The 14,680-nt window shown below is 67.2% G+C and carries 15 protein-coding genes; 8 read left to right on the top strand and 7 right to left on the bottom strand.

The window, feature by feature from the left end:
• Window positions 1-7: 7 nt before the first annotated feature.
• From ABJF88_03680 to tsaB, 3 genes are all read right to left on the bottom strand, one after another.
• A complete protein-coding gene (locus ABJF88_03680) occupies window positions 8-577 on the bottom strand; it encodes a hypothetical protein (GenBank protein ID MEP0546007.1) in 570 nt (189 codons plus the stop codon).
• A gap of 125 nt (window positions 578-702) precedes the next feature.
• On the bottom strand, window positions 703-1,605 hold the full coding sequence (accD, locus tag ABJF88_03675) for an acetyl-CoA carboxylase, carboxyltransferase subunit beta (protein MEP0546006.1): 903 nt from the start codon (window positions 1,603-1,605) through the stop codon (window positions 703-705).
• A gap of 60 nt (window positions 1,606-1,665) precedes the next feature.
• On the bottom strand, window positions 1,666-2,370 hold the full coding sequence (tsaB, locus tag ABJF88_03670) for a tRNA (adenosine(37)-N6)-threonylcarbamoyltransferase complex dimerization subunit type 1 TsaB (protein MEP0546005.1): 705 nt from the start codon (window positions 2,368-2,370) through the stop codon (window positions 1,666-1,668).
• A 179-nt stretch (window positions 2,371-2,549) separates the two neighbouring features.
• Between tsaB and ABJF88_03665 the strand changes: the two genes are divergently transcribed.
• The 8 genes from ABJF88_03665 to ABJF88_03630 all read left to right on the top strand — a co-directional run bounded on the left by ABJF88_03665 (window position 2,550) and on the right by ABJF88_03630 (window position 10,628).
• On the top strand, window positions 2,550-4,667 hold the full coding sequence (locus ABJF88_03665) for an elongation factor G (protein ID MEP0546004.1): 2,118 nt from the start codon (window positions 2,550-2,552) through the stop codon (window positions 4,665-4,667).
• A 134-nt stretch (window positions 4,668-4,801) separates the two neighbouring features.
• A complete protein-coding gene (locus ABJF88_03660; GenBank protein MEP0546003.1) occupies window positions 4,802-5,902 on the top strand; it encodes a T9SS type A sorting domain-containing protein in 1,101 nt (366 codons plus the stop codon).
• 201 nt (window positions 5,903-6,103) lie between these two features.
• Window positions 6,104-6,568: a polyhydroxyalkanoate synthesis regulator DNA-binding domain-containing protein gene (locus tag ABJF88_03655; GenBank protein MEP0546002.1), complete on the top strand. Its 465-nt coding sequence runs from the start codon at window positions 6,104-6,106 to the stop codon at window positions 6,566-6,568.
• Window positions 6,569-6,621: 53 nt separating this feature from the next.
• Window positions 6,622-7,041 (top strand): phasin family protein, encoded by a 420-nt coding sequence (locus tag ABJF88_03650; GenBank protein MEP0546001.1) that lies wholly within the window; start codon window positions 6,622-6,624, stop codon window positions 7,039-7,041.
• Window positions 7,042-7,102: 61 nt separating this feature from the next.
• Window positions 7,103-7,885, top strand: a complete 783-nt coding sequence (locus ABJF88_03645; protein MEP0546000.1) for a phasin family protein — start codon at window positions 7,103-7,105, stop codon at window positions 7,883-7,885.
• 194 nt (window positions 7,886-8,079) lie between these two features.
• Complete coding sequence (locus tag ABJF88_03640; GenBank protein ID MEP0545999.1) at window positions 8,080-9,321, top strand: patatin-like phospholipase family protein; 1,242 nt, start codon at window positions 8,080-8,082, stop codon at window positions 9,319-9,321.
• A 202-nt stretch (window positions 9,322-9,523) separates the two neighbouring features.
• A complete protein-coding gene (locus ABJF88_03635) occupies window positions 9,524-9,739 on the top strand; it encodes a hypothetical protein (GenBank protein ID MEP0545998.1) in 216 nt (71 codons plus the stop codon).
• 157 nt (window positions 9,740-9,896) lie between these two features.
• Window positions 9,897-10,628 (top strand): hypothetical protein, encoded by a 732-nt coding sequence (locus ABJF88_03630; protein MEP0545997.1) that lies wholly within the window; start codon window positions 9,897-9,899, stop codon window positions 10,626-10,628.
• Between the two features lie 35 nt (window positions 10,629-10,663).
• On the opposite strand, the gene ABJF88_03625 is transcribed toward ABJF88_03630, so the two are convergent.
• Genes ABJF88_03625 through ABJF88_03610 form a run of 4 tightly spaced genes read right to left on the bottom strand, consistent with a single transcriptional unit; the run spans window position 10,664 to window position 14,476 of the window.
• On the bottom strand, window positions 10,664-11,107 hold the full coding sequence (locus ABJF88_03625; GenBank protein ID MEP0545996.1) for a hypothetical protein: 444 nt from the start codon (window positions 11,105-11,107) through the stop codon (window positions 10,664-10,666).
• Window positions 11,107-12,378 (bottom strand): NAD(P)/FAD-dependent oxidoreductase, encoded by a 1,272-nt coding sequence (locus tag ABJF88_03620; protein MEP0545995.1) that lies wholly within the window; start codon window positions 12,376-12,378, stop codon window positions 11,107-11,109. Before ABJF88_03620 ends, ABJF88_03625 begins: the two co-directional genes overlap by 1 nt.
• Window positions 12,379-12,422: 44 nt before the next feature.
• Window positions 12,423-13,076 carry a hypothetical protein gene (locus tag ABJF88_03615; protein MEP0545994.1) on the bottom strand — a complete coding sequence of 218 codons (654 nt, stop codon included), beginning with the start codon at window positions 13,074-13,076 and terminating at the stop codon, window positions 12,423-12,425.
• Complete coding sequence (locus tag ABJF88_03610) at window positions 13,073-14,476, bottom strand: TIGR01777 family oxidoreductase (GenBank protein ID MEP0545993.1); 1,404 nt, start codon at window positions 14,474-14,476, stop codon at window positions 13,073-13,075. The genes ABJF88_03615 and ABJF88_03610 overlap by 4 nt, the downstream gene beginning before the upstream one ends.
• Between the last annotated feature and the right edge of the window lie 204 nt (window positions 14,477-14,680).

Raw genomic sequence — 14,680 nt, 5'->3', positions numbered from 1 at the left:
TCGCCATTTACAAGGGGCGCGAGTCGTCACCGGTCCTTATGCCGTCGATAGAGTCCCGAACACGTGTTTCGAGTTTTCCGATCACATCGCGCGCTCCTATGATCCGATCGATGGCTTCGTTGAGGTCGGATTCGCTGACGACTAGCTGATGTCCAAAGGTGGGCATGAAGATGAGTGAATCGGGGTACTCGGGAGCGATGCCCCACTGGGCGTGGACCCACTTGTTGCGGTCCTTCGCTGCTCTACGGATGGAGGCAACGACCGGCCCCTTCAACTCTTCCCGAAGACCGTCGTCCTTCACCACCCAATCCGCTAGCTTCGTGAGCAGTTCGAGCCGGAGGTGCAATGTTTGGAGCGTGTCGAACACCTGGAGTGCGACGGGGTGGACTGGGGGGAAGAAGCCTGGGGTCCGAGGGAGGTACACCCCCATTAGGTACGCGTATAGGCTTGTGATCCAACGCTCAAGGAGCGACCATTCCGCTGCCACTGTCCCTAGGAGAGCCGCCATCTGCGGACGTTGCAGAATCATCCTCGGCCCTGCCTGTACGGTGATCCCGGATTTCGTGCGATGTGCCATGAGGAAGAATGCCCAACCATTAATAATGTGAAATTGCCACCCTGTCTCTTCACACTCTGGGCTCGGGCGATGAAGCCGTTAACCCCATCTCGGTGGCGGCAATACCACAAGGTGCGGCGGTAGGGTCACGCCGTCGAGTCGGCGGTGGCGGGCTCGGGGGCGGGGCGCTGGCGGTCGGTGGCGGCGTCTTCGAAGAGGAGGTCGAGCATGTGGATCAGCGACTCGCGCAGCTTCGGGCGCGGCACGATGTCGTCGAGGAAGCCCTGCTCTAAGAGGAATTCCGAGCTCTGGAACCCCTTCGGCAAGTCGCGGCCGATCGTCTCGCGGATCACGCGCGGCCCGGCGAACCCGATCAGCGCGCCCGGCTCGGCCACGTTGAAGTCGCCGAGCATGGCGAACGAGGCCGTCACGCCGCCCGTCGTGGGGTACGTCATGAGCGAGATGTACGGGAGGCCCTGCTCGGCGAGGACAGCGAGGTTGGCCGAGGTTTTGGCCATCTGCATCAGGCTCAGCGCGCCCTCCATCATCCGCGCCCCGCCGCTCTGCGAGATGATGAGGAGCGCACACCGCTCGTCCACGGCGCGGCGGATCGCCCGCGCCACGATCTCGCCGACGACGGACCCCATCGAGCCTCCGATGAACGAAAAGTCCATCGCCGCGAGGGAGAGCTTGTGCCCGCCGACGGTCCCGAGCGCGGCGACGGCGGCGTCGTTGAGCCCGGTCTTCTGCTGGGCCGCCTGGAGTCGGGCGTCGTACGGCTTCCGGTCATGGAAATCGAGCGGGTCGGTCGAGACGAGGGTGTCGTCGAAGCGGGTGAAGGCGCCGTCGTCGAAGAGCATCCGGCAGTAGCCGAGGCCGCTGAGCGGGAAGTGGTGGCCGGACTCGCTCACCATGTGGTTCTCCTCGAGGGTGCGGAGGCTCACCATCTCGTCCGTCTTCGGGTCCTTACGCCAGAGCCCTTCGGGCGACTCGTTCTGTTCGGCGCGTTTGGTTTGGATGCCGGCCGTCTTGCGCTGGAACCAGGACATGGGGAGGGGGGATGGGTGGGGGAGGCGGGGGAGGGACAACGTGGCGGGGCCGCCGAGGGTTCATTTCGGCAGGCGCTCAAAGATAGGACGTGCGCGCTTGGCGACGAAGTCCTTGAGGTACTCCGGCTCGAACGCGGCCACGTCGACGGTCTCGCCCGCCGCGAGCTTCGCCACCCCGAGCGCGCCAACGTGCGCCGCCGACGGCCGGAACCGCCCGGGGTCGAGCACGCGTGCCGCGCTGCCCACGGCGTCGGCGACGACCGCGCCCGCCTCGCCCGCGATCCACAGCGCGCCCGCGTGCTCGGGTAGCCAGCCCGTGAGATCGCCGACTTCGACGGCCGCGGCGTCGGCAACGGAGGCGAGGCCGTCGGGCGTGCGACGAAACGCGGCGGCGTAGACCTCATCGCGGCGGGACCGGAACGCCGCGACGAGGAGGTCGCCGTCGGCGAGGACATCCTGCGCGCCGAAGGCGAGCGCCTCCAGCGAGGGGACGGCGACGAGCGCGGCGCCGTTGACGTAGGCGAGACCCTTCGCCGTGCTCGCGCCGATGCGGAGGCCGGTGTACGAACCGGGTCCGGCCGAGATGGCGATCGCGGTGAGGTCGCCGACGGAGCGGTCCGCCTGCGCGAGCACGTCGCGGATGAGGGGGGCGAGGAGGGCGGCGTGGGCGCGGGGCCGCAGCACCTCGGCGATACCGATGGGCCGGCCGCCGTCGAGGAGGGCGACGCTGCACACGTCGGTCGCCGTTTCGATCGCGAGGAGCACGGGAGAGGGGGTAGAGGGAAAAGGGTAAAATACGGCTCGGCGGTGCGCCAGCTCGGGCGCTCCTTCGCCCTACATCGCCGTGCGCTTCCTCCCCACCTTGACTATTAATCGGCTCCGGCTATCTTACTTCCCCCTTACGCTCTGGCCTACGCCTTTCGCTCACCCGACCCCCACCTCTCATGAACGTTTATGATGCCGACCACGTCCGTAACGTCGCCCTCGTGGGCCACCAGGGCAGCGGGAAGACCACGCTCGCCGAGGCCATGCTCTACGCCTCCGGCGCGATCAACCGGATGGGCTCGGTCGAAGAGCACAACACGGTCTCGGACTACCACGCCAGCGAGCACGAGCGCGAGATGTCGATCTTCACGTCACTGCTGCACGCCGAGTGGAAGGGGCACAAGATCAACATCCTCGACGCGCCCGGCTACCTCGATTTCGTCGGCGAGGTCGTGACGGCGCTGAAGGTGGCCGACACGGCGATCTTCGTGCTCGACGCCGTCGAAGGCGTGCAGGTCGGGACCGAGCAGGCCTGGCGCTACTGCGAGAAGACGGGCACGCCGTCGATGTTCGTCATCAACAAGCTCGACCAGGAGAAGGCCGACTTCCACGAGATGGTCCGCCAGATGCACGACCGCTTCGGGCGGGCGGCGACCGTCGTCCAGATCCCCGGCGGTAAGGGCTCGCGTACCATCATCGACGTGCTCCTGATGAAGGCGCTCCTCTTCGACGAAAAGGGCAACGCCACGCAGGGAGAGATCCCCGACGAGTTCCGCGAGGAGGCCGAGCGGCTCCACAACGAGCTCGTCGAGAACATCGCCGAGAACGACGAGGGGCTGATGGAGCTCTACTTCGAGAAGGGCGAGCTGAGCGAGGACGAGATGCGAAAAGGGCTGCGCAAGGCGATGATCAAGCGCGACCTCTTTCCCGTCTTCCTCACCGTCGCCAAAGACGAGGTCGGCGTCGGCCGGCTGATGGGGTTCATCGACAACGTCTGCCCGAGCCCGGCGATGATGCCGCCCGCGCACATGGAGTCGGGCGCGTCGTCGTACGATCCCAACGCCGAGCCCGTCGCGTTCGTCTTCCGCACGATGGCCGAGCCGCACGTCGGCGAGTACTCGTTCTTCCGCGTCCACAGCGGCACGCTCGAGGCGAACATGGACCTCGAGAACGCGCAGACCGGCAGCATGGAGCGCCTCGGCCAGCTCTTCTCGATCAACGGCCACGAGCGCGACCCCGTCCAGAAGCTCGTCGCGGGCGACATCGGCGCCGTCGTGAAGCTCCGCGATACAGCGACGAACCACACCCTCCGCCGCAAGGGCTCGCACGCCATCCGCCGGCCGATCGCGTTCCCTGAGGCGCGGATGCGCGTCGCCATCCGCGCGGCCAAGAGCGGCGACGAGGACAAGCTCGCCCAGGGCCTCACGCAGCTCCAGAAGGAAGACCCGAGCCTCCACGTCGAGCACGATGCCTCGCTCAGCCAGATGACGCTCTCCGGCCAGGGCGAGATGCACCTCGAAGTCGCCCGCTTCCGGCTCAAGAACAACTTCGGCGTCGACGTCGAGTTCGACCGGCCGAAGGTGGGCTACCGCGAGACCGTCCGCTCGAACGCCCGCGCCTCGTACCGCCACAAGAAGCAGACGGGCGGCGCCGGCCAGTTCGCCGACATCTCGATGATGGTGGAGCCGATCAGCGACGAGTTCCATCCGCCGGCCGACATCAAAGTCCGCAACGTCGAGACCGTCGAGACGGAGTGGGGCTCGAAGATCGAGTACATCGACGCGATCGTCGGCGGTGTGATCGACATGCGGCGGTTCTTCGGGGCGATCCAGAAGGGCGTCGCCGAGGCGCTGCAGCAGGGGCCGATCGCGGGCTACCCCGTGGGCGACGTCCGCATCGTGATCTACGACGGTGGGATGCACGCCGTGGACTCGAACGAGAACGCGTTCAAGTCGGCCAGCCGCCGCTGCTTCCGCGATGCGTTCCGGCAGGCGAGCCCGGCCCTCCTCGAGCCGATCTTCCACCTCGAAGTCCTCGTGCCGGAGGACCACATGGGCGACGTGCTCGGCGACCTCAACACGCGGCGTGCACGCGTGCAGGGGATGGAGGCTGAGGGGCCGTTCCAGAAGGTGATCGCGCAAGTGCCGGAGTCGGAGCTCTACCGGTACGCGACCTCGCTCCGCTCGATGACGCAGGGCCGCGGGCTCCACCACGCCGAGTTCAGCCACTACGACACGATGCCGCGCCACGTGCAGGAGGAGGTCGTCTCGCAGAACACGGCGCTGGAAGAGGCCTAGGGCCGAACGCCCAGAACGCACATGCAGGCCGCTCGGAGGACCGGGCGGCCTTTTTTGTGAACCGTCGCGCCGCTATTCCTCGTCATACGTATGGAGGGTGTTATTAACTACTATCAATACAAACCCCTACGGCCATGCGACTGCGCTACGTTTACCTCTTCGCCTTGCTCGTCCTGCCGTTCCAGGCGGAAGCCCAAATCACCCTCGATGAATCAGATTTCCCTCTCCGAATCGGGACGAACCCGTACGTGAGTCTCTCTACGTCGAACGTAGACGGCAGCAACACCGTTGCGCTGGAGACGCTCATCGCGCAAGTCGGTCCCAACCAGACCTACGATTTCACCGGTGTTACGTTCGAGGACCAGATCGACGGCGAGATCACGGTGGAGGCGGGAGCGACCGGGCCGGCAGCGGCGGCCGAACCCCTCAACCAGGCCTCGCTCACGGCTACGTTCCCGTTCATGGTCGATGAGGGCGGAGTGACGGCGGAGGGGACGATCTATTTCTACCACCTCGTTACGGAGGAAGCCTCCGTCGAGTTGGGCTCGTTCTTCCTCGGGGAATCGGGCGGGATGAACATCGCGCTGGCGATTCTGAACACGCCGGACGGGCAGCTCGACGCCACCTTCCCCACGGCGTTCGGTAGCATGTGGAGTAGTGATTTCACCCAAGTCATCAACTTCGACGGGTTCGAGATCGAGTCCGACGTGAGCGAGACGGCCGAGGTGGACGGCTGGGGGACGCTCCTCGTCCCCGGCATCGAAGCCGGCGTTCCAGCCCTGCGCGTCAAGGTCACGACGACGATCACAACGAACGGCATCACGACGACCGATGTGTGTTACGAACTCCGTTCGAACCAGCCCGTCGCGGCCTCGGTCTGTGAAGGTGACGAGATGGTTGAGGAGCCGCCGACAGCGGATATCGCCCGGCTCGGATCCGTGTCCACTGCGGGAGAGGTAGGCAGCGAGCCACTCGTCGCGGCGCTTGCGCCAGCGTTTCCGAACCCCGCGCGCGATGCGGTCACGCTGACGTATGACGTACCGCAGGCCGGGGCCGTCGCGCTCGTCGTGTACGACGTGCTGGGCCGTGACGTGCTACGCGTCGTCGACGGGGCGCAGCCGGCAGGCCGCTACGCCGAGACGCTGGACACGGGCGGTCTCGCTCCGGGCGTCTACATCGCTCGGTTGACCGTGGACGGGCAGCACTGGACCCGGCGGCTGACGATCGCGCGCTGAACCACCCCGATCCGCCGTACAGCAGGCCGCTCCACTCCGGGACGGCCTGCTTGTTTTCCGTGCTGCGGCATAGCGTGGAGGAGACAAGGGGGGATTTCTGTGGGGAGAAGCGGTGAATCGTGACGCAATGCGTCAAGGCTTGAAACTCGCTATGCCGCAGCGCGTCAATACCCCTGCACCCGCCACCAACGCCCCGCACCGATGGCCCGACAGATCAAGCGATACGGCAGCCGCAAGCTCTACGACTCCGTCGAGAGCCAGTACGTCTCCATGCAGGAGGTGGCCGCCATGATCCGCGACGGACAACAGGTTCAGGTTGTGGACAACAAGACGGGCGAAGATGTCACCGTACAGGTTCTCACCCAGGTGATCTCCGAGCAGGGCCGGCGCGGCAGCTCGTTTCCGAGCGGTCTCCTCCACGACCTGATCCGGGTCGGCGAGGGCGCACTGCAGGCAGGCGAGGACGCTGTGACGAGCGGCGTAAAACAGATCCAGCAGGGCGTCGAAGGCTTCGTGCAGAAGGCGGCGGGCCGGCTCAAGCAGCCGAGCCCGATGCAGGACGAGATGGCGAACCTCCGCGCCCGCCTCGAAGCCCTCGAACAATCGCTCGGCCGTCTCGGCGAGGAGCCGACCGACGACCGTACCGACTCCCCATCCTCCGACTAATGCCTGTTCCGCTCCGGCGAGACGGGCCTCCGACACCCCCAACCCCTACTCCGATGAATACCACGATCAAGAACACCACCACCACGCTCCAGAACACCGCTGAGATGCTGCTCGGCACAACCCGCGACGTGTGGTACGCCGGCCTCGGCGTCTTCGCGATGCTCGAAGAGGAGGCGCGCGACGCGTTCGACGCCCTCGTCCGCGAAGGCAAGCAGGTCGAGAAAGGCCGCCCGAACACGCTCACCGCGAAGGCCGTCGTCGAAGTTGAAGACGACGCCCGTGAGGCGAAGCGCGACGTGAAAGAGGCCGGCCGCAAGGTCGAGGCCTTCGGCAAAGACTTCGAGGCCCGCGTCGTCGAGACCGTCGGCACCGTGCTGAACCGGATGAACGTCCCCACCCGTGACGACATCGACTCGCTGAAGAAGAGCGTGGACCGGCTCAACAAGAAGGCCGTCGAACTCCGCGCCGCGTAAGGCCGCAACCCGCACGGCCGCGCTCCGACGCATTCACCCAACCGTAGAAGAGGTAGACACCATGGCTAAGAAGAAGAACAAGAACTCGCTTCCGAAGGACATGCAGGAAGCCACGCAGAACGTATTCCTCGCCGGCATCGGCGCCCTTTCTGTCGCGGAAGAGGAGGGTAGCAAGCTCTTCAAGAAGCTCGTCAAGAAAGGCAAGAAGTACGACGGCGAAGCCCGCAAGGAAGTCGAGCAGATGCGCAAGCAGGTCGAGGGCCAGGTCGGCCAGGTCAAGAAGGACGTCGACCAGCAGGCCGACAAGGTGATGAAGACCATCGACACCCAGGTCGACCGCGTCCGCAAGGCCGCGGACACGCAGGTGGACAAGGTGCGCAAGGCGGCCGACGACACGTTCAGCTCCCTCGAGCACCGCGTGCAGGAGGCCCTCACCACGGCCCTCCAGACCCTCGGCATCCCGACGAAGGAAGAGATCGCCGGCCTCCGCAAGAGCGTCCAGCAGCTCTCGAAGAACCTCGACGCGCTGAGCCACGAGCGGAAGATCGAAGCGCAGGCGCAGCCCGAGATCGTCGCCGTCGAGACCGGCAACGGCTGGTACGACATCACGGTCTACGACCGGGTCGTCAGCAAAGCCCACGGCGAGGAAGAGGCGATCGAAGAGATCTCCCGGCTCCAGAAGGAGAACGCGACCCTCACCGAGGCCCAGCGCTCCTCCGGCGTCGAAGCCGTGAAGGGCGGCGGCGGCTGGTACCAGATCAAGCTCAACGGCCTCGTCGTCGACAAGGTGCAGGGCAAAGAGGCCGCCGATACCGAGGTGGCCCGGCTGGAAGCCCAGGCGTAAATCGCCTACCTTACGGCCCCGGCCGTGAGACTGCAGAGGCGCGAGCGGGGTCCGGGTACGCTTTGGCGGCCCCCCGCTCGCGCCTCGCTGCGTTTTCTGCACAGCGTCTCCCTTCTCCCCGCACCCCCCGATCCGCTATGACCTCGCCTTCCTCCATCCGTGCGAACGGAACCGCTTCCGGGGGCTCCCGCCCCGTGATCGCCCTTGCCCTCGCCGGCGGCGGGCCCGAGGGGGCCATCTACGAGATCGGCGCGCTGCGGGCGCTCGAAGAAGCCATCGTCGGCGACGGCTTCACGGTGGACTTCACCGCGCTGCCAATCTATGTCGGCGTCTCGGCCGGGGCCTTTATCGGGTCCTGCCTCGCGAACGGGATATCGACGGCGCAGCTCTGCCGCAGCGTCGTCCGCGACGAGCCAGGCGAGCACCCGTTCCGACCCGAGCTCTTCCTCACCCCGGCGTTCGGCGAGTGGGTCCGGCGCGGGGCGTCGGTCCCGCAGCACCTCGTCGAAGCCCTCGCCGACTACGTGTTCAAGCACGACCACGAGGGCGGCATCCTCTCGGCGCTCATCGGGCGGCTCGGGCGGGCGCTTCCCGTCGGGCTGTTCAACAACGACGGCATCCGCGAGTACCTCGAAAAAGTGTTCACGTTCGAGGGGCGAACCGATGACTTCCGCGACCTCGACGCGCGTGGCGTGCAGCTCCGCATCGTCGCCTCCGACCTCAACTCGGGCGAGGCCGTGCGCTTCGGCAACCCCGGCTTCGGCCACATCCCGATCTCGCTCGCGGTGCAGGCGTCGACGGCGCTGCCGGTCGTGTATCCGCCAGTGAGCATCGAGGGGCGGGACTACATGGACGGCGTGCTGCTGAAGACAGTCCACGCCTCCGTCGCGCTCGACGCCGGGGCCGACCTCGTGCTCTGCGTCAACCCCATCGTCCCCGTCGACACGGCGCGGGCGGTGGAGGAGGGGATCATGCGGCGCGGCAAGCTGATCGACCGCGGGATGCCGGGCGTGCTCGCGCAGACGTTCCGCACGCTCATCCACTCTCGCCTCACGACCGGCATCGCCGCCTACGAATCGCGCTACCGCAACGCCGACGTCGTCCTCTTCGAGCCGAGCCGCGACGACTACCAGATGTTCTTCACCAACATCTTCTCGTTCGACTCGCGGAAGTCGGTCGTGGAGCACGCTTATCACGCGACGCTAGAGAACCTGCGGGCGCGCCGCGACACGCTCGGGCCGATCCTCGCCCGCCACGGCCTCCGCCTCAACGACGCCGTGATCGACGACCCCGCGCCGCGCCTCTGGCCGAGCGTGAACCTCGACCTGATGGAGGAGCCGGCGCAGATCGACGACGAGGACCGGGGGAGCCCCGTCGCCCGTACGCTCCGCGACACCCTCGCCCGCCTCGACGCCTTCGTGGACCGCGCGGCGTGAGCGGGCAATGCGTAGCTTGGATACATGCGTGTCTACTTCGACATCTGTGCTATCCAACGCCCACTCGACGACCACGCGCAACTCCGCGTGCGGATTGAAGCGGAGGCCGTTGTAACGCTTATCCAACTGTGCGAAACAGGCGTGCTCGAACTCGTGGTCTCTGCTGCTCACGAGATAGAGAACGCGCAGAACTCGACCTCCCATGACTGTCCCAGTACAGCCGCTCAACGAGATCACGCGCGAGGCCGTAGCGGTGCTCGTGCGCGAACTCGGCGTGGCCCGCACGCTCCGGTTCCTCGGGCAGTACCGCACCGGGCAAGGCGACTACACGGCCGAGCGGCACAGCTTCCTCACGGACCCGCCGTTGGAGGAGCTGTTCGAACAAGCCCGGCGGCTCGACCGAGAGCAGGGCACATAGAGTGCTAGCGCAGCCCGCCCGCACCCTCCGCGACACCCTCGCCCGTCTCGACACTTTCGTGGACCGCGCGGTGTGAGGCTCGATACTGTAACTTCCTGTCGTGCTATTTGGAATCGTTTCGCATCATCAATGGATATTCAGCCCTGCCGCCTTCATCATGATGAAAGTCGCTGCTATCCTTTTCCTCGCTGCGTTCATGACGGGCTGCGCTACATCAAACAGCGAGCTTCAGCATGAGGAAATTCGTCAGTCGTCCGATTGGTGGCGTCCCATAGTCACGCTGGAGCAGGCCAGCCAGATTGCAGGGGCGGAGGAGGCCGAACGGCGAAGCAAAGCGCGGTCGGACTCGTTGGGTCGAGACTGGTCGGGGCTGCCACTTGAATACGAGTATTTCCTCAACTACGACCAGTTGCGGGACCCGGAAGCAGCATTTGCTTTGTTGCTGAACACACGAACCTTTGCGAGTAGTCACGTTGGTATCGCGGGGAGTCCTTCCGAGCAGTACGAAGCGTTCAACACGCTCCTCCGCCGCGCCGATGCACCGGAAGTTTTCAGTGCGCTTCTCCGCCGCGCCTACCCCGCTGGTCAGCTCTACGCGCTGAGTGGACTTTACCTGACCGACCGAGGCGCCTTTTACATCGTCGTCGGTAGCTACGAGACATCGCAAGACTCGGTGTCCACCCAGATGGGCTGCGTCGGAGACCTCACGCCTGTAGCGGAGATTGTGCGTCATCCCAGAGGGATCAGACTTGCCGAAAGGCAGTCGTTAGCAGAGTGGTATGAAGCGAACCACGGAGACGGCTGGCGAATGATTGAGCCGTCCGAGGTCTATGCGTACGACATCGTTGGAGGCGCTTGGCCGCAGAGCTTGGATGCTCGGGATCACTAACAACTGCGCCATATTCGTTCTGTGCGCAACGCCACTCAGCGCATCAGCAGTGCCGTCATCCACAGCACGAGGCCGGCGCGGAGCGTCCACGCGGCCGTCCGGATCCAGTTCGTCGTGACGAGGCGGGCGTGGGCGTCGCCGTCGAACCCGGCGGAGAGCGCGGTGTGGAGCGGGACCTGCACGAACGCCGTCGAGAGCCACACGACGCCGACGAGCCCGAGGCCGACCCACACCATCCACGGCGGCACGGCGTCGGGGCGGAGCCAGACGAGCGCCGCCGCCGTCCCTAACTCCAGCACCATCGCCGGGAAGACGATCCACGTGATGCGGGTCTGATGCGCCGCTTCGTACGCGACGAACCCGTCCGAGCCGACGCCCGCGAACAGCGGGTAGTGGACGAGTTGTACCATCCAGATCACCCCGGACATCGCAAGCGTGCCGAGCAGGTTGCCGAGGACGAGCCAGTGTCCGGTCTCCATCACGGCTGAGCAACGAGGGGGATGCCGAGGTCGGCGAGTACGGCCTCGGCGGCGCGGCGGCCCGACACCATCGCGCCGTTGATGGAGGCGTTCGTGCGGTGGTCGCCCGCGACGTAGAGGCCGTCTGCGAGGCGGGCGGGGCGCTCGGGCGGGGTGAGCGCGGTCGGCGGCTGCGCGGGCTGCGCGTGCAGAATCCGGTACGTCTTGAGGTGCCGCCACGCATCGACCGCGTCGCCGTACCACCGGCGGAGGTGGGCGCGCACGCGGGTTTCGACCTCGGCGTCCGGCTGCGACGGGTTGCCGACGACGGAGACGGAGACGAGCGACTGCCCGGTAGGCGCGTAGTACGGCGAGACCGTGCTCATCACCGTGAGGTTGTTCACCGGCCCGTCGCCGTCGCCGTCGAGCACGAGGACCGGCTCGGTGTGCGGCGCGTCGAGGGCGGCGTAATACAGGCAGAGCACGCTGCGCGAGGCCGGCGGATCGAAGCTGTCGAGGAGGTACGCCACCTCCGGCCCGTCCGTGGCGACGACGACGGCGCGGGCCTCGACGGTCCCGCCGTGTTCGAGCGTGATCGAATACGGCTCGGCGTGCTGGACGCGCGTGTTGAGCTGGATCGCGTGATCGGGAAGCGCGGCGGCGAGCTGCTCGGGGATCTGCTGCATCCCGCGCGCAGGCACGGCCGTCTCGCCCTCGGTGAACATGCGGAAGTAGAACTCGAACGCCCGGCTCGACGTGCCGAGGTCGCGGTCGAGGAGGATGCCGCCGAGGAACGGCTGGAAGAACCGCTGGAGCATCACGTCGGAGAACCCGTACCGCTCGGTGAGCGCGGCGCGCGTCGAGACCTCGGGCCGCGCCCACAGCGCATCGAGCGACGGCGAGCGGACGCCCTGCCGGAGCTTCAGCACGCGGAGCTTATCGGCGAGCGTGCCAATCGGAGAGAACGCCGTCTGCGGCGCGGCGAGCGGCTCGCGCAGCGGGTCCGCGACGCGGTGGAAGCCGCCGTCGAAGCGGACGAGCGCGCCGTCGTAGAACGAGCGGAGGTCGAGCGCGTCGTAGTCGAGCACGCGCTGCGCCTCGGGGTACGCCGTCAGCAGGACCTGAAAGCCTCGGTCGAGCAGGAAGCCGTCGACCTCGTCCGTGCGGACGCGCCCGCCGATGCCGTCCGATCCCTCGACGACTTTGAACGTGACGCCGTGCCGGTTCAGTTCGCGCGCGCAGCAGAGCCCGGCGAGTCCCGCGCCGACGATGAGGACGTCGTGAGTAGGCATAAGTCGGCGGCGGGGCGAGAGCTAGAATCGGGGGGCGCGTGGCCTCAGCGGGGGAGGGTCACAGTATAGCCATCGCGCGCGAGCTCCGACGCGGCGCCGTCGGCCGAGGTGAAGGTGACCGTGTATGCCTTGCCCGTTTCGAGCGGCGGTTGCCCGACGGCCTCGCCCTCGCGGATGCGCTGGCGCACCGTCGCGACTTCGGCGCAGAGCGAGCCCCGCGCCCGAACGACGGCGTAGTGCCCCTGCTCGGTGAGCGGGAGCGAGCGCGAGGAGAAGTCGGGGTCGGCGGTCCGTTCGAGCAGGAGGCCCACGTCGTACGTCCCCGCCGTGTCCGTCTCGGCGACGGTGACGGTGCCGAAGCGGTCGGTCGGGTCGGCGGCGGTGGGGAGGAGGGTGTAGCGCATCGCGAGCCCATCGCCTTCGGGCGCGAGGTCGAGCGCGCTCAGCCCGAGCCGTTGCAGCCCGGTTTCACGCGCCGCCGCCGAGCCGAGGAGGTCGAACGGCGTCGCCGGATAGCGGCCGTTGACCTCGTGGTAGAGGAGGGCCGTCGCGGCCAGCAGGCCGGGTGCGTCGAGTTGGTCGCCGAGGTCCACGGCGGCTTGGTCGAGGGCGGGCTGTGCAGTCTTATCGAGGCTCGCGCAGCCAGTCGAGAGCAGCGCGACGAGGGAAAGGACGACGAGGGAGCGGAGGGCGGTCATGCGGTGGCGGGCATTTTGCCGAGCAGGTGGCGGAGGGCCGGTTCGAGGTGGGGATACGCGAACGAAAAGCCGGAGTTCACGAGCGCGTCGGGCATCATCTTCATGCTCTTGAGGACCGTCTCGTCGGCGAACTCGCCGGACACGGCGCGGAGCAGCGGCGTCGGGACGCGGAGGAACGTCGGCCGCCGGAGGACGCGCCCGAGCGTGCGGACGAAGTCGCGCTGCTGCACCGGCTCCGGCGCGCCGACGTTGACCGGGCCGTGCATGTCGGGCGTGGCGAGGAGGTGGAGCACGGCGTAGAGCACGTCGTCGAGCGCGATCCACGGGAGGTATTGCTCGCCGCTGCCCGCCGTCCCGCCGAGGCCGAGGTAAAACGCGGGGAGGCTGGTTTTGAGCAGGCCGCCGGCCGGCGTCAGCACGAGCCCGATGCGGAGGTTGACGACGCGGATACCGGCCTCAGCGGCGGGCGCGGTGGCGGCCTCCCACTGGGCGCACACGTCCGCGAGGAAGCCGTCGCCGGGCGGGGCGGACTCGTCGAGCCGCGTATCGCCCCGGTCGCCGTAGATCCCGCTCGCCGAGGCCGAGAGCAGCGTCGTCGGCGGGTGGTCGAGCTTGGCGAGCGTCTCGCTCAGCAGCCGCGTCCCCCGCGTCCGGCTCTCCTCGATCCGGCGCTTTTTCTCGTCCGTCCAGCGGAGGCCGTAGACGCTCTCGCCCGCGAGGTGGATCACGGTGTCGACGCCGTCGAACGCGGCCTCGTCGATCTCGCCGCGCTCGACATTCCAGTACGCCGCGCGCTCGTCCTTCCGGTCGGCGTAGCGGGTGACTTCTTTGCGGGAGCGGACGAGGCGGACGACGCGGTGGCCGCCCGTCGTGAGGAAGGCGACGAGGGTTTCGCCGAGCAAGCCTGTCGAGCCCGTTATTGCAATAGTCTGTGAGGGCAGATCGTACGCCGCGTGCCGTGCGATGTCCTCTCCCGTCACGCGGTGTCGGTACGCGAACATCCGGTCGATCTGCTTCTGCGCCGGCCCTCGGCCGAGCCATTCGGAGAGCGGGGCGAGCGGGAGCCCGTACGTCACGTGGTCCTCCAGTACCGACCGCTCCGCGTCCTTCGGCACGAAGCGGTGCGTGTGCTCCCACCGCGCGAACGGCCCCTTCACCTGCACGTCGCGGAATTGCCGCTCCGCGATGAAATCCTGGTGCTCGGCCACCCAGCGAATGGTGATCGGGCCGGGTCCGAGTTCGAGCACGGCGCGGTCGCCACTCCGAATCCCGTCGAACCGGGCAAGGCGGACGGGCTGCCACGGCGGGACGAGCCGGTTGAATGCGCCCCGGTGGTCGTGCCACGCGAAGAGCCGCTCGGCGGAGACGTCGACGGAGAGGCGGCGGGTGAAGCTGGGCATGAGGATTAGTCCGTAGTCACTGGTTGTTAGTCCGTGGTTCGTGGTCCGTGGTCGCTGGTTGTTGGTCCGTGGTTGTTGGGCTCGGGTGAAGCTCAGTGGTTCCGTTCCTCCGTGTCATCCCGAGCGCAGCCGAGGGATCTCTGATGAGCAACGCGGTGCCCCGAAAGATCCTTCGACTTCGCTGCGCTGCGCTCAGGATGACAC

The organism is Rhodothermales bacterium, from assembly GCA_039944855.1.
GTDB lineage: Bacteria > Bacteroidota > Rhodothermia > Rhodothermales > JANQRZ01 > JBBSMX01.
The sequence above is the reverse complement of the archived record's forward strand: the minus strand, read 5'-3'. Positions and strand labels throughout refer to the sequence as shown.